General features: G+C 70.6%; 22 protein-coding genes. 10 read left to right on the forward strand and 12 right to left on the reverse strand.

Going from position 1 to position 19,703, the window contains the following annotated elements:
• Positions 1-98: 98 nt before the first annotated feature.
• Positions 99-1,103 carry an NADP-dependent oxidoreductase gene (locus tag ACFYXA_RS02305; protein WP_030645400.1) on the forward strand — a complete coding sequence of 335 codons (1,005 nt, stop codon included), beginning with the start codon at positions 99-101 and terminating at the stop codon, positions 1,101-1,103.
• A gap of 92 nt (positions 1,104-1,195) precedes the next feature.
• Positions 1,196-2,086 (forward strand): alpha/beta fold hydrolase, encoded by an 891-nt coding sequence (locus ACFYXA_RS02310; protein ID WP_389027546.1) that lies wholly within the window; start codon positions 1,196-1,198, stop codon positions 2,084-2,086.
• 631 nt (positions 2,087-2,717) lie between these two features.
• Here ACFYXA_RS02310 and ACFYXA_RS02315 read toward each other — a convergent pair.
• Positions 2,718-3,770, reverse strand: a complete 1,053-nt coding sequence (locus tag ACFYXA_RS02315) for a fatty acid desaturase family protein (RefSeq protein ID WP_389027548.1) — start codon at positions 3,768-3,770, stop codon at positions 2,718-2,720.
• 255 nt (positions 3,771-4,025) lie between these two features.
• Here ACFYXA_RS02315 and ACFYXA_RS02320 point away from each other — a divergent pair, with 255 nt between their 5' ends.
• From ACFYXA_RS02320 to ACFYXA_RS02335, 4 genes are all read left to right on the forward strand, one after another.
• Positions 4,026-5,003 (forward strand): magnesium transporter CorA family protein, encoded by a 978-nt coding sequence (locus tag ACFYXA_RS02320; protein ID WP_351092544.1) that lies wholly within the window; start codon positions 4,026-4,028, stop codon positions 5,001-5,003.
• Between the two features lie 190 nt (positions 5,004-5,193).
• Positions 5,194-5,730, forward strand: a complete 537-nt coding sequence (locus ACFYXA_RS02325) for a DUF5994 family protein (RefSeq protein ID WP_351335994.1) — start codon at positions 5,194-5,196, stop codon at positions 5,728-5,730.
• Between the two features lie 6 nt (positions 5,731-5,736).
• The gene (locus tag ACFYXA_RS02330) at positions 5,737-6,261 is read left to right on the forward strand and encodes a hypothetical protein (RefSeq protein ID WP_389027551.1); all 525 of its coding nucleotides are present in this window, start codon (positions 5,737-5,739) and stop codon (positions 6,259-6,261) included.
• 282 nt (positions 6,262-6,543) lie between these two features.
• Positions 6,544-7,032 (forward strand): DUF5994 family protein, encoded by a 489-nt coding sequence (locus tag ACFYXA_RS02335; protein WP_351092548.1) that lies wholly within the window; start codon positions 6,544-6,546, stop codon positions 7,030-7,032.
• Between the two features lie 42 nt (positions 7,033-7,074).
• On the opposite strand, the gene ACFYXA_RS02340 is transcribed toward ACFYXA_RS02335, so the two are convergent.
• From ACFYXA_RS02340 to ACFYXA_RS02350, 3 genes are all read right to left on the reverse strand, one after another.
• Entirely contained in the window at positions 7,075-8,343 is a 1,269-nt protein-coding gene (locus ACFYXA_RS02340) for a bifunctional GNAT family N-acetyltransferase/ATP-binding protein (protein ID WP_352249457.1), read from the reverse strand.
• A 114-nt stretch (positions 8,344-8,457) separates the two neighbouring features.
• Complete coding sequence (locus tag ACFYXA_RS02345) at positions 8,458-9,321, reverse strand: slipin family protein (RefSeq protein WP_352089198.1); 864 nt, start codon at positions 9,319-9,321, stop codon at positions 8,458-8,460.
• A 123-nt stretch (positions 9,322-9,444) separates the two neighbouring features.
• Complete coding sequence (locus tag ACFYXA_RS02350; protein ID WP_234359980.1) at positions 9,445-10,029, reverse strand: DUF5994 family protein; 585 nt, start codon at positions 10,027-10,029, stop codon at positions 9,445-9,447.
• Between the two features lie 453 nt (positions 10,030-10,482).
• Here ACFYXA_RS02350 and ACFYXA_RS02355 point away from each other — a divergent pair, with 453 nt between their 5' ends.
• Positions 10,483-11,088 carry a DUF5994 family protein gene (locus ACFYXA_RS02355; protein ID WP_067246282.1) on the forward strand — a complete coding sequence of 202 codons (606 nt, stop codon included), beginning with the start codon at positions 10,483-10,485 and terminating at the stop codon, positions 11,086-11,088.
• Between the two features lie 62 nt (positions 11,089-11,150).
• On the opposite strand, the gene ACFYXA_RS02360 is transcribed toward ACFYXA_RS02355, so the two are convergent.
• From ACFYXA_RS02360 to ACFYXA_RS02390, 7 genes are all read right to left on the reverse strand, one after another.
• Entirely contained in the window at positions 11,151-12,392 is a 1,242-nt protein-coding gene (locus tag ACFYXA_RS02360; RefSeq protein ID WP_067246279.1) for a PP2C family protein-serine/threonine phosphatase, read from the reverse strand.
• Positions 12,393-12,743: 351 nt separating this feature from the next.
• Complete coding sequence (locus ACFYXA_RS02365; RefSeq protein WP_099054839.1) at positions 12,744-12,899, reverse strand: DUF6131 family protein; 156 nt, start codon at positions 12,897-12,899, stop codon at positions 12,744-12,746.
• Between the two features lie 89 nt (positions 12,900-12,988).
• The gene (locus ACFYXA_RS02370; RefSeq protein ID WP_389027556.1) at positions 12,989-13,597 is read right to left on the reverse strand and encodes an alkaline shock response membrane anchor protein AmaP; all 609 of its coding nucleotides are present in this window, start codon (positions 13,595-13,597) and stop codon (positions 12,989-12,991) included.
• Between the two features lie 28 nt (positions 13,598-13,625).
• Positions 13,626-14,252, reverse strand: a complete 627-nt coding sequence (locus ACFYXA_RS02375) for a DUF6286 domain-containing protein (protein ID WP_389027558.1) — start codon at positions 14,250-14,252, stop codon at positions 13,626-13,628.
• Between the two features lie 112 nt (positions 14,253-14,364).
• Complete coding sequence (locus ACFYXA_RS02380) at positions 14,365-14,772, reverse strand: Asp23/Gls24 family envelope stress response protein (RefSeq protein ID WP_389027560.1); 408 nt, start codon at positions 14,770-14,772, stop codon at positions 14,365-14,367.
• Positions 14,769-14,936 carry a hypothetical protein gene (locus ACFYXA_RS02385; protein WP_030645371.1) on the reverse strand — a complete coding sequence of 56 codons (168 nt, stop codon included), beginning with the start codon at positions 14,934-14,936 and terminating at the stop codon, positions 14,769-14,771. The genes ACFYXA_RS02380 and ACFYXA_RS02385 overlap by 4 nt, the downstream gene beginning before the upstream one ends.
• Before the next feature lie 84 nt (positions 14,937-15,020).
• Positions 15,021-15,518 (reverse strand): Asp23/Gls24 family envelope stress response protein, encoded by a 498-nt coding sequence (locus ACFYXA_RS02390; RefSeq protein WP_389027562.1) that lies wholly within the window; start codon positions 15,516-15,518, stop codon positions 15,021-15,023.
• A gap of 153 nt (positions 15,519-15,671) precedes the next feature.
• Between ACFYXA_RS02390 and ACFYXA_RS02395 the strand changes: the two genes are divergently transcribed.
• The 3 genes from ACFYXA_RS02395 to ACFYXA_RS02405 all read left to right on the forward strand — a co-directional run bounded on the left by ACFYXA_RS02395 (position 15,672) and on the right by ACFYXA_RS02405 (position 17,595).
• Entirely contained in the window at positions 15,672-16,247 is a 576-nt protein-coding gene (locus tag ACFYXA_RS02395; RefSeq protein ID WP_389027564.1) for an RNA polymerase sigma factor, read from the forward strand.
• Entirely contained in the window at positions 16,238-17,275 is a 1,038-nt protein-coding gene (locus tag ACFYXA_RS02400) for a hypothetical protein (protein WP_389027566.1), read from the forward strand. The genes ACFYXA_RS02395 and ACFYXA_RS02400 overlap by 10 nt, the downstream gene beginning before the upstream one ends.
• Positions 17,276-17,373: 98 nt before the next feature.
• Positions 17,374-17,595, forward strand: coding sequence for a hypothetical protein (locus ACFYXA_RS02405; RefSeq protein WP_158926425.1), 222 nt, complete (start codon positions 17,374-17,376; stop codon positions 17,593-17,595).
• Positions 17,596-17,992: 397 nt separating this feature from the next.
• Here ACFYXA_RS02405 and ACFYXA_RS02410 read toward each other — a convergent pair whose 3' ends face one another.
• Entirely contained in the window at positions 17,993-18,340 is a 348-nt protein-coding gene (locus ACFYXA_RS02410) for an ANTAR domain-containing protein (protein WP_389029010.1), read from the reverse strand.
• Positions 18,341-19,703: the final 1,363 nt, after the last annotated feature.

Genomic DNA, 19,703 nt, shown 5'->3' on the forward strand with positions numbered 1-19,703 from the left:
TCTGAACCAGCAGTGCAGACAAGAAAGTACCTCGTACCGGGGCAAGCCTGGAGCGAGCGGAGACCCCGTCCCCCTGCGGGCGGAAAACGGAGATGATGATGAAGGCGTACCTGATCGAGAAGTACGGTGACCAGTCCGCGGTGCGCGCCGCCGAGCTGCCCGATCCGAAGCCGGGCGCCGACGACGTGCTGGTCAAGATCCACGCGGCGAGCGTCAACCCGCTGGACTTCAAGATCCGCGACGGTGCCTTCAAGCGGATCCTCCCGTACCGCCTGCCTCTCATCCTGGGCAACGATCTCGCTGGAGTGGTGGTCAAGGTCGGCTCGGCCGTCACCCGCTTCGCGGTGGGCGACGAGGTCTACGCGCGGCCCGACAAGGACCGCATCGGCACCTTCGCCGAACTCATCGCCGTCCACCAGGACGACCTGGCCCACAAGCCGGCCACCCTCACCATGGCGGAGGCCGCCTCCCTTCCCCTGGTCGCCCTCACCTCATGGCAGGCGCTGGTCGAGAAGGCACGGGTCCGGCCGGGCCAGAAGGTCCTCATCCACGCGGGCTCCGGCGGGGTGGGCACCATCGCCCTCCAACTGGCCAGGCACCTGGGCGCACACGTGGCCACTACCGCGAGCGCGGCCAATACCGCCCTGTCCAAGGAGCTCGGCGCGGACGTCGTCATCGACTACCGCACCCAGGACTTCGAGGACGTCCTGGACGGCTACGACGTCGTTCTGGACACCCTCGGCGGCAAGACCCTGGAGAAGTCCCTGCGCATCCTCAAGCCCGGTGGGAAGGTCATCAGCATCGCCGGGCCCCCCGACGCGGACTTCGCCCGCGAGCTGGGCGCGAACCCGGTCCTGCGCCAGGCGATGAACGCGCTGAGCTTCACGACCCGGCGCCACGCCAAGCGCCAGGGCGTGACGTACTCCTTCCTGTTCATGAAGGCCGACGGCGAGCAGCTGCGCGAGATCACCCGGCTCGTCGACGCCGGGAAGATCCGCCCCGTCGTCGACTGTGTCTTCCCCTTCGAGCAGGGCCGCGAAGCCATGGAGTACGCCGAGAAGGGACGCGCCAAGGCCGGCAAGGTCGTCATCGCGACGGTGTGAGCACCAGCCCCCGCCGCTCCACCGCCAGGCCCCGGGCGGCGAGAGGATCCCACACCCCACCACCCCTACCCTCCACACCCCAGGAACCGATCATGAGCGCACCGCGCAGGTCCCCCACCCCCAGGCCCGCCCCGTCGACGTACAAAGATGCACCGACCCGTTCGGTGTCCGTGCGCGGCGTCGACTTCGTCTACCGCCAGCTCGGCTCGGAAGGAGACGGCGTACCACTGATCCTGCTCCACCACCTGACCGCTGTCCTGGACAACTGGGACCCCCGCGTCGTCGACGGACTCGCCGCCCGGCGCCAGGTGATCGTCTTCGACAACCGCGGAGTCGGCGCGTCGGGCGGCTCCACCCCCGACACCATCGAAGCGATGGCCCGCGACGCAGTGCTGTTCATCCGAGCCCTGGGCTTCGAGCAGGTCGACCTGCTCGGCCTGTCGATGGGCGGCTTCATCGCCCAGGTCATCGCAGCCGAGGAACCGCAGCTGGTGCGCAGGGTCGTCCTCGCGGGCACCGGCCCCGCCGGAGGCCCGGGCATCGACAAGGTCACCGCACTGACCCTCCGGGACATCCTGAAGGGCTTCCTGACCCGCAAGGACCCCAAGCAGTTCCTCTTCTTCACCGACACCGAACACGGCCGACGCGAAGCACGCGCCTTCCTCAAACGGCTGAAGGAACGCACCAGCGACCGCGACAGGGCCATCTCGCTGACGTCGTTCCGCGCCCAGCTCAAGGCCATCCACCGATGGGGCCTGCAGGCGCCCGCGGACCTGTCGCGCATCCACCAGCCAGTCCTGGTGGCCAACGGCGAGAGCGACCGGATGGTGCCGAGCGAGAACACCCTCGACCTCGCCGCACGCCTGCCCCGGAGCGAACTCGTCCCCCTCTACCCGGACGCCGGACACGGCGGGATCTTCCAGTTCCACAACGAGTTCGTGGCCAGAGCCCTCGCATTCCTCGAAGCACAGCCCGTCGCCTGACTCCTGACGCCACATCCCTCCGCCGCCTCGGCCCCAGGCGCGCCCGGGACAAGGCGGGCCCGGGCGAGCCAGCCTCCCCCGATCAGACGCCTCCTGTACGCCGGCATTCCCATCGGCACCCGAGAATGCCCTCGGCATCGCATGCCAGATCCGCCCCGTCACCTGGCCATAAGCCCGCCGACGCCCAGCCGCGAAGTCAACCCCCGAAAGACTTACGACGCAGACCACTGAGTCGTACTGCCCAGAAGTACGCTGGAGTTACCGAGGACCCTTCGAACACCGGCCTTCATGTCTGTGTAGTTCTCGGTGATCCAATACGCCGGGCCGCTTCCGGTCGGCCCGAGGCAGGGTTCGCGTCATGACTGCGACCATCTCCCGCCCGGCTTCACCCGAAGGCGGGCTCGCCCCGTCCTTCGCCTCACGCTCGCTCCCACCGGTTCCGCACCGGCCCTGCTGGACCGTCTGGTGGCCGCGCTCGCGCGACGGCGTTAGCAGCCACCTCAAGGGGAGCCGTGAGGCGGCGCAGCCCCGCCGGGAAGCCGACGGGGCTGTTCCGGCAATTGCGTTTCACCGGACCACTGCAGCCGGGCACCGGGACAGGGCTCTGGAGTACGCCGCCGGCGCCGGTGCGTCATGCTGGGGCGCTGCCGATACGGGCTCGCCGCAGTGGCGCTCCTGCTCGGTGGAGACTGGCGAGTGCTTGCCGGTAGGAGGCGATCAGTCCGGTTTCCAGGTAGTCGACTCCCAGGTCCTGGCAGTAGTGGCGGACGACGGGCCGGGCCTTGCGCAGGTTGGGGCTGGGCATGCTGGGGAACAGGTGGTGTTCGATCTGGTGGTTCAGGCCGCCCAGGGCGAGGTCGGTGAACCAGCTGCCGCGTACGTTGCGTGCGGTGAGGACTTGTCGGCGCAGGAAGTCGGGGCGGTCGTTGCCGGTGAGGATCGGCATGCCTTTGTGGTTGGGGGCGAAGAGGCAGCCGAGGTAGAGGCCGAACAGGCCCTGGTTGACGGCCAGGAACGCGATCGCCATGCCGGGCGGGAGGACGAGGAACACTGCGGTCAGGTAGGCGGCGGTGTGCCCGTAGAGCAGCGTGCCGTCCAGGGCGCGGTTCTTCAGGGCGCGGTTGGACAGTGCCCGCGCGCTGGAGACGTGCAGGTTGGCCCCTTCGAGCAGGAGCAGGGGGAAGAAGAGGAACGCCTGCCAGCGGCCGAGGAGCCTCGGTAGTCCGGTCGCGGCGCGGGCCTGGTCCTGGGACCACACCAGCAGGTCCGGGGCGATGTCGGGGTCGAGGTCCTCGTGGTTGGGGTTGGCGTGGTGGCGGGTGTGTTTGTCCTGCCACCATCCGTAGCCCATCCCGATCGCGGCCCCGGCGATGCGGCCGGCCGTCTCGCTGGGCCGGCGCCGGCGGAAGACCTGGCGGTGCGCGATGTCGTGGGCGAGCAGAGCCACCTGGCCGAACATCATGGCGAGGAACGCGGCGACCGCCAGGGTCCACCAGCCGGCGCCGATGACGACGAACGCCCCCCAGCCCCCGGCGTAGGCGACGGCCACGGCGATGGACCGGACCATGTAGTAGCCGGGGCGCCGGTTCATCAGGCCGGCCTCGGCTATCTTCTTGGACAGGCGGGCGAAATCACTGCCGCCTGCGGGGGGAGGTGGGCGACGGGGAGGGGTGTGCGCGGTCATGCTGTCGACGTGTCCTTCCTGGCTGACGGGCCGCATCCGGTCGGGCGGTGTACGCCGGATGCGATGCCGTCGCCGGGTACCCGCATTCCTGCCTTCGGACCGGCACCCTGGTGCTCGTCGGTCGGAGCCTGCGGATGTCGCCGGGCTTTGACGTCGTGAGATCCTCCCCGGAGGGTGGCCGCTGTCGATGAACCTGCCGCGCTGGCAACCGGGGCGAAGCGGCATGAAAGGGGTATAAGACACTAGCCTCGGGCCATGGTGACGCGTACCCGGCTGTATCACGACGGCACTCTGGTCCTGGAGGACTTTCCCGTCAGTGACGTCCCTGCGCATCTCGCTGATCCGGGGTCGGTCCTGTGGCTGGACCTGCACCGGCCCGGAGCCGCTGAACTCACCATGCTCGGTCAGGAGTTCGGCATCCACGAACTGGCTCTGGAGGATGCCGCCCAGCGTGGACAGCGGCCGAAACTCGACCGCTATCGCACCCACGAGTTCCTCAGCGCCTATGCCGTGGCCGTCAGCCCGGACGGTGCGCAGCTGACGTACAGCGAGATCGCCGTATTCCTCACCGGCCAGGCCATGATCACCGTCCGCAAGGACGACGGCCTCGACATCGAGGACGTCGTCGCCCGCTGGGACGAGAGCCCGGACCTGGCCGGCCACGGCGTCGGATTCCTGCTGCACGGCCTGCTCGACCATCTCGTGGACGGACACTTCGCCGCCGTCCAGCAACTGGACGACAGCATCGAGGAGCTGGAGGGCCTGCTCTTCGCGGCCGGGCGCCGTGAGATCGAAGCCGTGCAGCGCCGGGTCTTCGCACTGCGCAAATCGCTCGTCCGGCTGCGCCGCGTCGTGCTTCCGATGCGCGAGGTGGTCAACGGGCTCATGCGCCCCGGCCTGCACCTGATCACCGACCCTCTCGTCCCGTACTACCAGGACGTCTACGACCACGTGCTGCGTGCGACCGAGTGGACGGAATCACTGCGGGACCTGGTGGCCTCGGTCATGGAGACGAACCTCTCGGTCCAGGCCAACAGCATGAATCTGATCATGAAGAAGGTGACGAGCTGGGCCGCGATCATCGCCGTTCCCACCGCGATCACCGGCTACTACGGCCAGAACCTCCCCTATCCCGGTTTCGGCCACGAGTCGGGCTTCATCACCTCCGCCGTCGTCATCGTGCTCCTGTCCGCATTGCTGTATCTGACGTTCAAGCGCAAGGACTGGCTCTGACCGGCATCGGCACCGGCGACCAGGTCCCGAAGGCAGGAAACTACCTGGTCATGGCGGGCTTTTCGGGCCGGTGAGCGGAGTAGTGTGAAGACACCGGGAGTTTTTCGCGCACCGGCTCCGCTGCGGGTGCCGTTTCCGGTGATCGACAGCACCGGGCCGCACCCACGAGCCCGGGGGACAGGTCCGCGCCATGGCCGTGACCATTGACCGTACGACATCGAGCAGGCGCACGCCGCCGCCGGCGGCCCGGCTGTCCCTGAGACCCGCGCCGGGCGGGCTGGACGGCATGTGGTGGCCTCGCTCCCGTGCCCTCACCCGTGAGCTGCCCACCCTGACGGCCGCACTGGGCGATCTCTGGGGTCGTATCACGGGTGTCACCGTGCACCCGGCCTACTGGCCCGTCCTGCCGCACTGGGTGTCCGACGCCGGGCGCACCGTGCGGGTGGACTGGTCCACCGAGGAGCAGGATCCGCACAGACTCACTCTCTTCTCCGCTGACGGCCACCGGGACATGCTGGTGATTCCGCCGGAAACCGGTGCTGACGCCGCCGCGCAGCTGATGGCCGGCGACGGCATCGATGTCCCGGCCCGGGAGCAAGCGGCAGACAGGATCGATGCACGAAACAGGGAGGAAGCCTGGGAGACCGACGGCGGAGCAGGTCGCCCGTCGTCCCTGCCCCGGCCCATCGGCTCGGCGGGGCCTTCGCCCGCCGGTCGGCGGAGGTGAGATCCCGTGCTCGTCATCGCCGTGGCCGTGCTGGTCGTCCTGATCGCCGTCGGAGTCGTTCTGATCCACCAGCTCAACGGTCAGCACGACGAACGGATCGCTGCCTTCCACTACGGCGATGTTCTGCCGGGGGTCGGGCGTCGGCCCCGGAGGCGCCGTCGGTCGACGGTGGACGCGAGCGTTCCGATGCGCCCCACCGCGACGGCTGCCGCGGATGACATCGACTTCGGCCCGACGGACGGCAGAGGAAGGCGCGTCATGGCGATATTGCGAGACCGGAAGACGTACCGCGAGAGGATCATGCAGGCTCTGTACCAAGCCGCCGAGGGCAATCGCCTCCTGGGCGTCGATGGGGCGAAGCTCCGCACGGAACTCGGTATCCCTGAGCAGGACATGGCCGCTGCCTGCATGTACCTGGCGGGCGAAGGCTGGGTCGTCGTGGACTGGGGGAGGGGCAACACGCCCGCGATGATCACGCTGACGCACCAGGGGATCCGGCAGATGGAGACGGAAGAGGAAGGGCGTGGCTGAGCCGCCGCGTCGCTTTCTCGGACCGAAGCGAACCTTCACAAGGATTCTTCATGTCGGCTTAGTCCCTTTGGCGTAACGTGGAAGGCGGGTCGGCGCACGCTCACGTGCAATGACCCGGAAGGGCGGCTCCGGCGGGTATACGCCGGAGCCGTTGCCCGTTTCCGTAACCGCGCCGTTCGGTGAGGTGCGCGCGCGAGTGTCGTGCGGAGTACGGTGAGCGAGCAGGGCCGTACGCGGTCGTATGCTCTGCGGTCGCACTGACCTTTACGACGGGCGGACCTCATGGCCGACTCGGACACCTCCGATCATCTCCCCCGGCTCCTGCCGGACGCCGTTCACCGGTCCGTGAGACCGGGGACGGCCCTGCTGCGGTTGGAGACGACGCACGCGCGCGAGGGAATACTGGACGGCGCATGGTGGCCGCGGTCCCGGGACATAGGTGCCGAGCTCCCCTCGCTGATCTCCGCGTTGACCGAGCATCTCGGGCCCATCACCCGGGTCGGTCTGGACGGGAGCGCCTGGGACGGACTGCCGACCCGGGTGATGGTGGACGGCCGAGTCGTCCACATCGACTCCTTCCCGGTCGGTGACGACACCGTCCTCGTCACCCGGGGCGACCGGGACCATTTCTCCCTGATGCTGGTCCCTCCGGGCACGTCGCCCGACGCGGCACGCGCCGCGATGGCCAGGGCCGTACGGGCCGACAACGTCACCGAGGCCGGACAGATCCTCATCGATACGGGCGGCGACACGCCTCCTACGCCGCTCTGACACGTTCGTCGCGGATCGACTCACTCCCCGTCGGCATGGACCCTAAATGCGGGCGAACTTCTCGGTCTGCTGGGCGAATTCCTGGGCCGTGGCGGCGCTGACCGTGGGCTTGGTGTCGCGGATCGTGTCCAGGTAGTCGTCGGTGGTGGGGGTGGTCCGGGTTCCGGTGTCGAAGGTGCGCTCGAACTGGGCCTGGGAGACGGTGCGCGCCGCGTGGGCGATGTCGGCGGGGGTGAACCCCTCGCTGGCGGACGCGAGTACCGCGCTGTCGGCCCGTGCGCCTGCTCGGGCCAGGTAGCTCTCCCACAGCGCGGTCCTGGCGGTGTGGTCGGGAGGGCCGATCGGCAGCACGTAGTCGAAGCGGCCGTGCCGCAGGAACGCGGAGTCGAGCGTGGTCACGTTGTTCGTGGCGCAGACGAGCAGCCGTCCGTCCTGGCTTCGGAACCGGACGATCGCCTTGAGCAGTTCGTTGACGACGCCGACAGCGGTCGCGTCCGCGCCGCCGCGTTCGCCGGCGACCTCCTCGACCTCGTCGATGAAGACGAGGACGTGGTCGAGCCGGGCGATCTCGTCGAAGCGCCGGTTCAGCCCGGTAGCCAGGCCGTACTCGGCGGCCAGACGGGCGGGGAACAGTTCGAGGAAGGGCCATCCCAGGCGGCTGGCGATCGCGTGCGCGAACGTGCTCTTGCCGGTCCCGGGCGGGCCGAACAGCATCACCGCCCGTGGCAGTTCCACTCCGTGCTGGGCGGCCAGTTCGGGATGGGCCAGCGGCAGGACCAGGCGCCGCTCGATGAGCTGCTTCTCCCGTTGCATGCCCGCGACCTTCTGCCACAGCCCCCCTGGCGGCAGCTCCGCTCCGAGCGAGGACAGCGTGCCGGCCGACTGCGGGGTCACCGGTCCGCGTTTCTCGAAGAAGACCAGCCCGGGGCGGGCGCCGAAGTCGCAGTTGCGCAGGGCGGTGGCACCGGTCTCGCCCTCGGGCAGGGCGGCGTGCACCGCGCGGACGCCGGCGGCGAAGAGCCGTTGCTCAAGGGCGGTGATCAGGGCACTCCCCAGCCCGCGCTGCCGCCAGCCGGGCGCCATGCAGATGCGCAGGATCCATGCCCGTTCGCCCTCCACCCTGCTCACCGCGGCGCCGATCAGCACGTCGTCGGCCGTGGCCACCACGGCCGGGTGGCGGGTCTGGAGGGCCGTCACGGCGTCCGAGAGCGGGAAGAGCGGCGGCTCCTCGGTCGTGCCGCTCTGCATGTCGACACGGATCACCGCTTCGAGATCGTCCTGGGTGTAGTCCCTGACCCGCCAACCCGTCATGATCAGCTCCGCGTGTTCGGCCGTACCCCCATCATCAGCCGGTGCCCGGAGGACGCGCGCGACAGGCGACGGTCACGGATCCTCCCTGGTGCATCGCTCGGGCCGTAGTCGGCTTCACGCCGCGGTGCCGGGCGCGCTGCCTGCCGGGCTGAGGGACGTGTGGGTGCGGCCGGTGCCGTCCGGTGGCGCTGCCGCGGCGGGTGCGGCGGCAGCGGTTTCCCGGGCGAGGAAGGAGCCGAGCTCGCCGATCGTGCTCATGAGGGGGGCCGGGAAGACGACGGTGGTGTTCTGGTCGACTCCGATCTCCACCAGGCTCTGCAGATTGCGCAGTTGAAGCGCCAGGGGGTGGGCCATCATGGTGTCCGAGGCGTCGCCGAGCGCGGCCGCGGCCAGCGACTCGCCCTCCGCGTTGATGATCTTCGCTCGCTTCTCCCGCTCGGCCTCGGCCTGGCGGGCCATGGCGCGTTTCATGGTGTCGGGCAGCTGGATGTCCTTGAGCTCGACCAGGGTGACCTGCACACCCCAGTCGACGGTGGTGACGTCCAGGATCTGGCGGATGTCCAGGTTGATACGGTCCGTCTCCGACAGCGTCTCGTCGAGCGTGTGCCGGCCGACGACCTTCCGCAGGGTGGTCTGGGCGATCTGGTTGATCGCCGCGTTGACGTTCTCCACGGCGACGACCGACTTCACGGCGTCGACGACCCGGAAGTAGGCGACCGCCGACACGTCCACGCTCACGTTGTCCCGGGTGATGATGCCCTGGGACTGGATCGGCATGGTGACGACCCGCAGCGACACCCGGTGCAGGGTGTCGACGAACGGGATGATGAACCGCAGCCCCGGGGAGCGTGTTCCGACGAGTCGGCCGAAGCGGAACAGCACTCCCTTCTCGTACTGCTTGACGACCTTCACGGACAGGGCGAGGGCCAGGACGGCCAGAAGGCCGATCACGACGATGAGAACGATCAGGGCTTGCACGTACTGCTCCTCGGGACGAGGACCACGGGGGCGGGGATCCGCCGGTCGAGACCCCTGCATGTGCCTGCGCCGGTTCGCGAGGCAGGGCCGAAACCCGGGAAGGCACCGGTCGGGGCGGCCGTCTCACATGCCGATGACCAGGCGACTGGCGCGATCCGTCCCTGCCGGAACGGCCGCTGAGGCGGGGCCGTCCTCCCCGTACTTCCCTGCCTCGTCGGGTTCGAGTGGCCGGTCGGCGGCGGAGACGGCGTGCCGGGTCTCGTCCGCGGCCATGAGAGCGCTTGCGGTCAGCGGTGGGCCGTCGTAGTCGGACGCGGCCGCCATCAGGCGGGCCGCCGACTTCGTCTCGGTCTCGGGTGGGATGACCAGCAGGTCCCAGCGGCCGGTGCCGTAGGAGAGCAGCAGCAGCTTGTGCGGGTCGATCTCCGGGGTGAACCATCCGGCCTTGACGACATGACCGCCCACGGGGATCTTGTGCGGGATGACCGGCCAGTACGTCGGGTTGACGGCGATGCGGGTGATGCGGCCCCACAGAGGGTCCAGCGCATCGGTCAGCGCGGGCAGCTCGCTCAGCAGGTCCCGGGAGCGGGGCCACCAGGCACCGTCCAGGAGGCCGCGCGACGGGCCGTCGGTCTTCAGCGCGAGACGCGCGGCCGGGGCTGCGACGGGCTCGTGGTGTGGCAGGGCTTGGTGCAAGGTCGCCGACATGAGCGGACCCGTCTCCGGGCCGCCTTGGCGGCGACCCGGGTTTCGTCTCTCGCCGAGAACGACCCGGCGTGGAAGCCGGTGTGCGAAATGCCCTCGGTGCTGTCCACGGTACTCCGCACACGCCGGGGCGGTTGTGGAGGCGCCGCCGCATTCGGTGAAGCGGCTGTCGATATACCGGCGGCAGTGGGCCGAGGGCGCCGGGGCCCTTCGTATGCCGGCTCCCGGACCGGTCTCACGCCCGACGGCCCGCATGCCCCGGCCCAGCACTCCCCTGGCTCTGTGACGTGTGTTGTTCCGTTCAGCCCGTCACTCCCCGCCAGTCCGCCGGGCCTCGGCGAGGAGTATCCTGGTGATTACCGAGAGCATCTCGTACACCGGCTTCCACGCCGGGTCGTTCTCGGCGATTCATGGCAACCGGGCCGGCCGTGACCGGCCCGGGGTTGGGTCCGCGTCATGACCGCGACCATTCCGTTCACACCCGCAGTCGGAGACCGGGCCCCTTCTTCGTCACCGCTCCGACTCACGCTGGCGCGGGCCGGCGCCCCTCCGGCCCTGATCGACGGTGCCTGGTGGCCCCGTTCGCGCAACCTGACGGAGGAGCTCCCGGCGCTCGTCGAATGTCTCGACCCGCTGTGGGGGCGGATCACCCGGATAGCGGTGAGCCGCACGTTGTGGCCGGTCATCCCGGGTGAAGTGCCCGCGCACGGCCACATGGTGCGCGTCGGCTGGTCCAACGCCGGGCAGGACCCGCACAAGCTGTTGCTGCTGTCCCACACCTTCGGCCGCTGGGACCTGCTGGTGATCCCACCGGAGACCGTCCCGGCCACCGCAGCCCGGCTCATGGCCACGGCCACCGACCCGTCGCGGAGCCTCACGGCGACCGGCCTGATCCATGAGGCCGAACGTTTCCGGGCCGCGGCAGAGGCAGCGGCCGACTCGGACTCGCTCCGGGAGGCGGTCTGGGACTCCGAAGGCGGACACGACGCCCCCCACCCCGCCTCACGCACTCCTGACGGACCGGTCACCCGTCACGTGCCCACCGCGGCAGCAGGAGTGTGAGAGATCGGCGGTGGGGGAAAGGCTGCGTGCCGTCGGCCTTTCCCTGGGGGTGGGAGGCCGGCTCACTCCGGGAGGGCGAGGTCGTCGGTGGCGCTCCCGCGCCATTCGATCAGCAGGAGCGTCGCATCGTCCGTCGTGATCCCGCCCCGCGCCCGTTGCAGCGTGTGGGAGAGGGAGCGCGCCACCGTCCGGATCTGCTGGGCCGTGGGCTCAAGGCGGTTCACCCACCCGATGAGCTGCTCCTCACTGAATTCCTCACCGCCGACATCGCGCTCCTCTATCAGTCCGTCGGTGAAGCACAGGATCCGGTCGCCGGGGATGAGAGCCACTTCACTGATCCGGGGCTCGTGACCGCCGAAGCCGACGGGCAGCGTCGTCGGGCCCTGCAGCCGTCGTACGACACGGTGTCCACGGATCAACAGAGGAGCGGGATGTCCGGCGTTGACCCACTGAAGCCTGCCCGTTGCCGTGTTGAGCCGCATCATCTGAGCGGTCACGAAGTGGTCGGGGCCGAACTGATCGGCGACGGCCCGGTCCATGAACGTATAGATCTCCGACAGGCCGACGCTGATGCGCCGGGCATGCCGGTAGGCTCCGATGACCACCGTGGCCATCGTGGCGGCGTCCAGTCCGTGGCCCATCGCGTCGACCATGGCCACATGCAGGACATCGCCGTTGAGGGCGTAGTCGAAGCTGTCGCCGGCCACGTCGTAGGCGGGTTCCAGCATCCCGGCCAGCTCGACCCGGGGCGTGGACATCGCCAGCGGTGGCAGCAGCGACCACTGGATCTCCGCCGCCACACTCATCGGTTCTCTGCGGCGCAGCCGGAAGAACAGATCGGTGTAACCGTGCTTGGTCACCAGCATGTCGGCCACGAGCGAGGCGAGCCTGCGCAGCAGCCGTCGCTCGTCGTCGTGGACGCGGTCCAGGGTGACGGCCAGGACGCCCACCTGGTCGCCTCCGTCCAGCAGGGGCATATAGACCCGTACACCGTCGGCCTGCGAAACCTCGACGGGACGCGCTTCCCGGAAGGCGCGTCCGGCGTCGGAGCCGTCGATCGGCTGCGGTTCCCCGGCCGCCAGCCCGTCGCCCGGCAGGGGGACGAGCCACACCTGGCCGTAGTCCTGCAGGAAGAAAGAGGTCTCGCGGCCGTCGAGCCTGCCGATCTGCCGTGCGACGAGCGGACCGAGCTCGTGCGGCGGCAACTCGTGCCCCTGGTCCAGCAGGACTCCCAGAAACTCCTCCCCGAAGTGCTCCGACCGGGTGGAGCCTTCCGCGGGTCCTTGCCGCTCACCGCCCGTCATCGCCGTGGCCCCGGGGGACGTTCGGGCGGATCCTCACGAAGGTGCTGTGCATACGAACTCCCGACGGAGACTCACGGGCCGACGCGGTGGGGAACTTCCGCCCGGACCGTGGGGGCCGATCCACCGACTCCCCAACGAGTCGGCCGTGTGCTCGTGCGGCGAGGACCGACACAACGGCCACCGGTCGGCCCGCGTCCGAACGGCGGCGGCTGGCCGGCACCGGCGGCGGCCTCAGGCGGATCGACCTCTCCGCCGTCGTCGTCCGCCGCCGCGAACATCTTGGTGGGGTCCGCGCCGTCTGCCGGCCTGCCCGCAGCATGGATCACTACCCTGCAGGGCAACCGACCCCGCCTACCAGTAGTGGCGTCGACCGGCGACGGCGTGTCCCATCGCGCCGAGGATCCACAGGATGGCTCCGACGACCAGCAGGATGATCCCGATGGTCCACAGGATGGACAGGCCGGTGAGGAAGCCGACGACGAGCAGTATGACGCCCAGGATGATCATGATCTCTCCTTCGGGGAGTGGTGTCGGCGCGCCCGCGAACCGCGGTGGGCCGCAAGGGCGTCGGCGGGAACGGCCGATCTCTCTCCCCCTTACTCCACGCGGTGTGGTCCGTGGCGGCTGACCTGTAGGCGGACCTCGGCGGGCATGTCGATGAGGCCGGTGGACCGACGCGCGGTGCCGAGCGGGCCTTCGCACAGCGCACCGAGAGTGGCGCCGGGCGTGCCCTCGGGGGTGAGGGTGAGGTCGATGCGGGTGCGGTGGCGGGCCGGTCGGCCGGTGATGAGTACGGCCGCATGGCCTACCCCTGGCAGGGCACCGGCTTCGTTCGCGATCGCTTCGCTGAGTGCGCGGTCGCGTAGTTCGACGCCTTCCTGCGGGGGTGTGCCGCCGACGGGCAGTGAGCCGGGGCGGTGTCGGCTCAGCTGGGCGAGCAGCCACCACAGGGCGAGCAGGGCGGCGACGGCGAGGGTGGCGATGACCGCGGGCCACCACCACCAGCCCTGGCTGCTCCAGCGTGCCCGGTCGGCGGAGCCGAGCAGGACGTCGGCCGGGGTGGTCAGGGGCCAGCCGGCGGGTGGGGCCAGATCGTGTCGCCGGTAGAGGTCGAGCCCGGCGAAGAGGATGAGCAGTCCGCCGCCGAGGAGGACCAGTCCGGCGAGGGCCAGCAGGGTGCGGTTGAGGGCGGATCGCGGCGTCATGGCGGGCTCCGGTGCTGCGGGTCTTGTGTCAGCGGGTGCGTCGCCGCGCCCGTACGGCGATGCGGGGAGGACGGGCGAGGGCGAGCCGGTCGCGCTCCTCGTCGAGGACGGCGGTGAGGTCGTCCTTCACCTGTCGGGGGTCTCGGAAGCGGACGTCCGCGCGGGCTTTGATGCGGTGGCGGCCCACCAGGACGTGCGCCGCGCCGACTCCGGGGACCCGCATGGCGGCGTCGCGCAGCAGGACGGCGGCTCCGCCGCGGTCCACGAAGGCCCGCACTCGCGGGCAGCCGGCGGGTGACCGCAGGGGCAGCCAGCGGCGTTGACCGGGGGTGAGGGCCAGGACGATCAGCCAGACGCCGACGGCGGCGGCCACAGCGGCCCCCGTCAGCATCCACACGTCGTCCACCGGGCGGGTCGCCAGTTCGTCGGCCAGATGCCGTCGCCAGGCCGCCGCCGGATGTCCCGCCCGTACGGCGATGACGTCGACCAGCGTCGCGACCGCGGCCACGAGGATCACGGTGGCGACCAGCGCTGCCGTGATGAGGCGCGCGGACCACTTGCGACGGGTTCGGTGCCCTCCTTCGCGCTCACCGGCTGTGAGGTCCGAGGTGGACACGTCGCGTTCGGGAGGGTCGGGCTCCTTCGTCAGCGGCACTGCGGCACGGTGCGTGGACGACGCGGGGCCGCGGCCCGGGGGACGTGGACCGGATGTCATCACGATCGCCCTTCCTGCACGGCGTGCCCGGTGACCCGGGCCGCCCGGCCGCTCACCGGACCCGCCCCCGGCTCGAGTCGGTGGCGGTCACCAGCCGCCGGACGGTGAGGAGGACCTCTCCCACTCGCAGCCCGGTCAGCTGGGCGACCCGTTCGGCGACGTCCCGCTGGATCCGCTCGCAGACACGGGGGATGTCGGTGGGGTAGGGCAGGTCCATGGTCAGATGCAGGCGCACCGATCCGGTACGGACGGCGGCGGAGGCGTGGGGTGCCGCGGGTCCGCGCCGATCGGGCGGTACGGCGGCGCGCCGCGCCTGCGCCGCGCGCGCGGCCTGCGCGGCGATGCGGGCGACCACCCTGTCCGGGATGACGGTTGCGCCCCGCTCGGCCGGGGGCGGCAGCCCGGCGGCCGGCGCCGGCGGGCCCGACCCCTCACCGGGGGAACCGGGCTGGGTCTTCACCGCTGCCTCCGTGTCCGGAGGTCCAGGTCGCCCTGTACGACGAGGCCGACGATCAGCCCCGCCGCACCCAGGACCAGGACCAGCAAAAACGCCCAGAAGCCGCCGAAGTAGCCGGCGAAGCCGAGGGCCATGCCGGCCGCGAGTCCCGTCGTTGCTGTGTTCATCTCGCACTCACCCGTCTCGCGAGCGTCCCTCTCGCCGTGATCATCCGCTCGGGCCCGAGGACACGGCGGTGGTCCCGGCAGCGGTCATCTCACGCGGCCCTCGTCCGGTTCGGTCTGCTGCTCCTCGTCGTCGGGCAGGTGGACGTCGTCGACGGCGATGTTCACCTCGACGACCTCCAGGCCCGTCATCCGCTCCACGGCGCTGATGACATTGGTGCGTACGCCGCCCGCGACGTCGACGATGGAGACGCCGTACTCGACGACGACGTCCAGGTCCACCGCGGCCTGCCGTTCCCCGACCTCGACCTTGACGCCGCGGGTGACCGCTCCGCCTCCGCCTCCGCCTGCGCCGGGGACGCGTTCCCGCATGGCTCCGAAGGCGCGGGCCATGCCGGCGCCCAGGCTGTGGATGCCCGGTACCTCGCGGGCGGCCATGCCCGCGATCTTGGCCACCACACCGTCCGCGATGGTGGTCCTGCCCCGTGTCTCGGCCGGAGCCCCGGCCCCTGTGCGGCCCCTGAGCGCGCTCGTGCCTGTTTCGGGTCGGCTGCCCCCGCCGACGCTGGTGATGTTGTCCGTCATGGCGGTCGCCTCGATCGGTCGGCCGGACACCGGAATGGTGTCCGTCGAACGTTGGACATACCGGGCGGCACAATCCTCACGCGTCTGGCATGTGATGTGCGTCACAACTCGTATCGGGGGTACACGAACGTTCCGAGCCTGCGTGGGAGCGTCATGATCGAACGCACTGCTTGCCCACGACTGGGGTGCGACCTGCCCGACCGCCTGCTGGCGGTACGGGCGGCCGAGGGAGACGAGGACTCCTACGCCGTCCTCGTCCAGCGGCACAGCCGGTCCCTGCTGACCCTGGCCCGTTGCATTCTGGGCAACCCCCAGGACGCCGAGGAGGCCGTTCAGGACGCCTTCGTCAGCGCCTGGCGCCACCTGCCGGAATACCGCCACAGGGCGGAGTTCCACACCTGGATGTACCGGATCACCGTCAACCGCTGCCAGACCATGTGCCACCGACGGCCGCCGCCTCTTTCCCTGGACACCGTCGCCGAACCCGCGGCGGGTGACGCGTGGAGCCAGCCCGCCCGGACCGCCGAGCAGGACGCGGCCATGGCCGCCCTGTTCCGCGCGCTCGCCGAGCTGGACACCGGACAGCGGGTCTGCTGGATCCTGAGGGAGGTGCAGGGCCTGCCCTACAAGGAGATAGCGCACGTGACGCGTACCGACGAGCAGACGGTACGCGGCAGACTGTTCAGGGCACGCCGATCCCTGCAGGAGGCGATGGGCTCATGGCGCTAGACGACCCGCACACGCGGCCTCCCGAACCGCCCGGAGCCGACGGGCCCCGCAACGGCTGGGCCGCCGCCGACGTGCCCCCGATCGCAGGCGATGAGGTACTGCCCTGCGGCCGCCTGCTCAGCCGGGTCTGGGAACAGGCGCGGGACGCACCACCGGCCGCGGACCCGCACCCGGTGTCCTGTCCATACTGCCGAGAGGCGGTCGAGGGACTGGCCACGGTGAACGCGGCCGCCCGGACGCTGCGCGACGAGGACCCTCCGGGCCTGCACGCACTCGCCGACCGGGTCATGGACGTCGTCAGGGCAGAGGTCCGGTTCGGGCGGCTGCTGCCCCTGGCCGACCCCGACCGGGACCTGCGGATCGCCGAGAGCGCCGCGGCGAAGGTGCTGAGGCGGGCCGCGGACACGGTCCCCGGTGCCAGGGCCGCGACCTGCCGGCTCGTACCCGAGGGCAACGGCACCGACGTGCGGGTGACCATGACCCTGGCCGCCGCCCTCGACCGCCCGCTGCCCGACCGGGTCCACCAGGTACGCCGATCGGTCCTCCACTCGGCCGGACAGGACCTGGGGCTCACGGTGACAGCCGTCGACATCACCGTGGCCGACGTACTGGAACCCGGGACCGACCCTCGGTCCCCGCCTCCCGACGGGCGGTGGCGCATGATGACCGCCACCGGGACCACCGCGCTCCCCGGCGTCGCGGCCGAGGCAGCCCTCGCGGTTCCTGGCGTGGCCGCCCTGCAGCCCCGCCTCGCCCGGCGCCTCGCGGCAGCCGCCGCGCTCACCCGGGCGGACACCACGCCGCCCGAGGCCGGCGTACGCGCCGACCGGGCGCCGGACGGTTCCGGATGGCACATCGAGGTGCGCTGCGTCATGACGGAGGGTCGGCGGGCGCTGGACATCGCCCGAATCGTCCACGACCGGGTGACAGCCGCCCTCGTCACCCACCTCGCCACCCACGGTGCCGCGGAGCCGGTCACCGTCGTGGTCACGGTGACCGGTATCGCCGCCTGGCGCGACGCGGCATGAGCGGCGGCGCGGGCACAGGCCCCACGAACCGTCGTTCGGCAAGCTGGTTTCCCAGGGCGGAAGCGGCCGCGGGGCCACCAGGCGGGCAGGTGGTCGCCATGGACGAGGATGACGCGGACGCGGCGCTGCGAGCGGCGCTCGACCAGCTGGCGTTCGCCACCCGGAGCGCGGCGGCGCTGTCGAGCACGCTGGACGCGGTCGAGGGGCTCAGACGGGTGTGCCGCGTGCTGGTGCCGGGACTGGCCGACTGGTCCGCGGCCGGTCTGGTGGACGAGGACGGCGCCGCCGAGCGGGTCTGTTTGACCCCGACGCGGCCCTGACCGGCCTGACGGGACCGTTGCCGCCGGTGCCGGAGACGGCGACGGGCCCGCTGTCCCGGGTGCTTCGCGGCGCCGGCCCGCTCCTGTTGTCGGCCGGGCGGCTGCCGGCCGCGCAGGAGGCGTCCGATCCGCTGCACACGGCAACCACGCAACCGTTCGCGCGACTCGGGGGAGACTCCGTGATCGTGGGGCCCTTGCGGGCACGCCGGCGAGTGCTCCGGAGCGTGCGTCATCAGCGACCGCCGGTAAGTCTGGCGTGCGACGTTTTGGTCAGATGGGTTCGGGGACGCGTTGAGCGGAGGTCGCGTCGCGTGCGGGTTCGGAAGTGAGCTGGCATTCAACCGTCCGCCCGCCCTGCCGTCCGGCTCGGAACGCGGGCGGCAGAGCTGTGCTGCGTTCAGATGGACCGTGCGGTGGCCAGTGCCTTGTCCACGGAGGTGCGGATCTCATCGGGCAGCTGTTCGCTGTGTACCCACTCCACGATCAGTTCGGAGACCTGCCGCAGTTTTGTATTGGTGTGCTGTGAGACCTCTCGTAGCAGTTGGAAGCCCTGCTCGGGACGCAGGCCACCGAGGGTGATGACCACACCGATCGCTTGGTCCACCACGGTGTGGGAGACGACGGCCTCCTGCAGCTGACCGATTTCCGTCTGCAACTCGCTGATCTTGTTCAGGAGCGGTGTCCGTGCCGGAACCAAGTGCCCCTCGAGCCGCATCGGGGTGCCGTTCGAAGAGTCTTCCATCATGGTCACATCCCAGACCTCGGGTTTCCCGTCCGGGTCGCCGGTGCCGTACGGAATTGCGAGGACGACAGTTAGACTATTACCCCAGGTTGCCGTTTTCGTGCATCCCGTTCCACGGCGCGCAGCGGCCGTTGGAGCGGAGCTCACTCAGGTTTCAACTCGGCCATGACGGTGGGCCCTGCCCTGCGACGATCAGTACCGCTCGGATCGAGGGGTGTTCCGTCCATGGTCGCGGTGCCTGCGGGCGCGCCTGATCGGGCGAAGGACTGCTCGACCACCAGACGCCGGGGCAGGATCACGAGGCCGGGTGGTGTCGTCCTGGCTCGGCTGACCGTCTTCAGAGTCGGTTCGAGGCTCCCCGGTGCCGACGCGGACGGCCGTGCGTTCGGAGTGCATCAACCGCAGCCGGAAAAAGACGTCCTGATCGTGGCGTCCCAGAGCATCCCCTCCTCCCGGGGTTCTGCGCACGACCGGTCGCGGCTCCGATTGAGCGCCTGTCGGACATCGCGGCAGGCATTCGGGTGCGGGGGACTCGGGAGGGGGACCCGGAGGTGGGCCGCGTTCAGCAGCGCATCCATGGGGCCGGCTCGACTCAGGCTCCTCCGGTTCAGCCAACGAGCCGGGGGAGCCGCTGACGTGACCGCAGTGACGGCGCCCCGCGATGGCGCCCATGGCCCCGCCGTTGGTGTGGCGGGTGGCGACGGGGAGTTCCACGCACGATCTGTGCCATCGTGACCCGGGAGGTGCCCTCATCCCGCGGGAGCGCTGCCCGCTGTTGTGGGCGCTGGCCGAGAGGCGTGCGGCACGCGGGGACGACGACAGGTGCCTGCGTGGTGACGGACGGCTGGTCCCGACGTGCTCGGTCAGACTCTGGAGGTGGACGAGGCCCTCGCCCGGTTGAGCCGCAGCCTTGCTCCCCGCCTCACGGACCGGGCCGCGGTGGACCTGCGGGTCGGCTCCCGTCCGGCTCGGGCGACAAGTAGCCCTGGCCGCTTTCAGGGCCCTGTCCGCAGTTTCGTGAATCCCCAGGCCAGCGGGGGGAACGACGGGCACAGCGCCCACGGCGCGGTGAGGTTCTGTTCGGTAAAAAGGCGTTCCGGAGCAGCCGCCCTGGCGCCCGCGTACGGCCATCTGGTCGTGTCGGTGCCCGCCAGGCGCAACAAGTCGAAGGCGACGAAGTGGGCGGGCCACTGCTCGGCGAGCCGGGCAGCGCCGGCACCGCGCCGCTGGAGGCGACCCTGGAGTCGCTCGAAGGCGAGCCTGCTGGATTTCCCGTACGACCAGCTCGCCGTCCGGGGCCGTCGCGTCGGCAGCTGGACCGTGCCCGGAACGAACCTCGGGGAAGGAGGGTGCGAGGTTCCTGTCC

Source organism: Streptomyces sp. NPDC002566, from assembly GCF_042889585.1.
In the GTDB taxonomy this organism is placed as follows: Bacteria; Actinomycetota; Actinomycetes; order Streptomycetales; family Streptomycetaceae; genus Streptomyces.

Bases quoted from the DNA above. Each gene is read 5' to 3' on its own strand.
- ACFYXA_RS02360 (WP_067246279.1), bottom strand. From the start codon at position 12,392: ATGACGGGCGGTGAGCGGCAAGGACCCGCGGAAGGCTCCACCCGGTCG.
- ACFYXA_RS02310 (WP_389027546.1), top strand. From the start codon at position 1,196: ATGAGCGCACCGCGCAGGTCCCCCACCCCCAGGCCCGCCCCGTCGACG.
- ACFYXA_RS02335 (WP_351092548.1), top strand. From the start codon at position 6,544: ATGGCCGACTCGGACACCTCCGATCATCTCCCCCGGCTCCTGCCGGAC.
- ACFYXA_RS02395 (WP_389027564.1), top strand. From the start codon at position 15,672: ATGATCGAACGCACTGCTTGCCCACGACTGGGGTGCGACCTGCCCGAC.
- ACFYXA_RS02355 (WP_067246282.1), top strand. From the start codon at position 10,483: ATGACCGCGACCATTCCGTTCACACCCGCAGTCGGAGACCGGGCCCCT.
- ACFYXA_RS02315 (WP_389027548.1), bottom strand. From the start codon at position 3,770: ATGACCGCGCACACCCCTCCCCGTCGCCCACCTCCCCCCGCAGGCGGC.
- ACFYXA_RS02365 (WP_099054839.1), bottom strand. From the start codon at position 12,899: ATGATCATCCTGGGCGTCATACTGCTCGTCGTCGGCTTCCTCACCGGC.
- ACFYXA_RS02370 (WP_389027556.1), bottom strand. From the start codon at position 13,597: ATGACGCCGCGATCCGCCCTCAACCGCACCCTGCTGGCCCTCGCCGGA.
- ACFYXA_RS02325 (WP_351335994.1), top strand. From the start codon at position 5,194: ATGGCCGTGACCATTGACCGTACGACATCGAGCAGGCGCACGCCGCCG.
- ACFYXA_RS02385 (WP_030645371.1), bottom strand. From the start codon at position 14,936: ATGAACACAGCAACGACGGGACTCGCGGCCGGCATGGCCCTCGGCTTC.
- ACFYXA_RS02350 (WP_234359980.1), bottom strand. From the start codon at position 10,029: ATGTCGGCGACCTTGCACCAAGCCCTGCCACACCACGAGCCCGTCGCA.
- ACFYXA_RS02390 (WP_389027562.1), bottom strand. From the start codon at position 15,518: ATGACGGACAACATCACCAGCGTCGGCGGGGGCAGCCGACCCGAAACA.
- ACFYXA_RS02410 (WP_389029010.1), bottom strand. From the start codon at position 18,340: ATGATGGAAGACTCTTCGAACGGCACCCCGATGCGGCTCGAGGGGCAC.
- ACFYXA_RS02340 (WP_352249457.1), bottom strand. From the start codon at position 8,343: ATGACGGGTTGGCGGGTCAGGGACTACACCCAGGACGATCTCGAAGCG.
- ACFYXA_RS02305 (WP_030645400.1), top strand. From the start codon at position 99: ATGAAGGCGTACCTGATCGAGAAGTACGGTGACCAGTCCGCGGTGCGC.
- ACFYXA_RS02400 (WP_389027566.1), top strand. From the start codon at position 16,238: ATGGCGCTAGACGACCCGCACACGCGGCCTCCCGAACCGCCCGGAGCC.
- ACFYXA_RS02405 (WP_158926425.1), top strand. From the start codon at position 17,374: ATGGACGAGGATGACGCGGACGCGGCGCTGCGAGCGGCGCTCGACCAG.
- ACFYXA_RS02320 (WP_351092544.1), top strand. From the start codon at position 4,026: ATGGTGACGCGTACCCGGCTGTATCACGACGGCACTCTGGTCCTGGAG.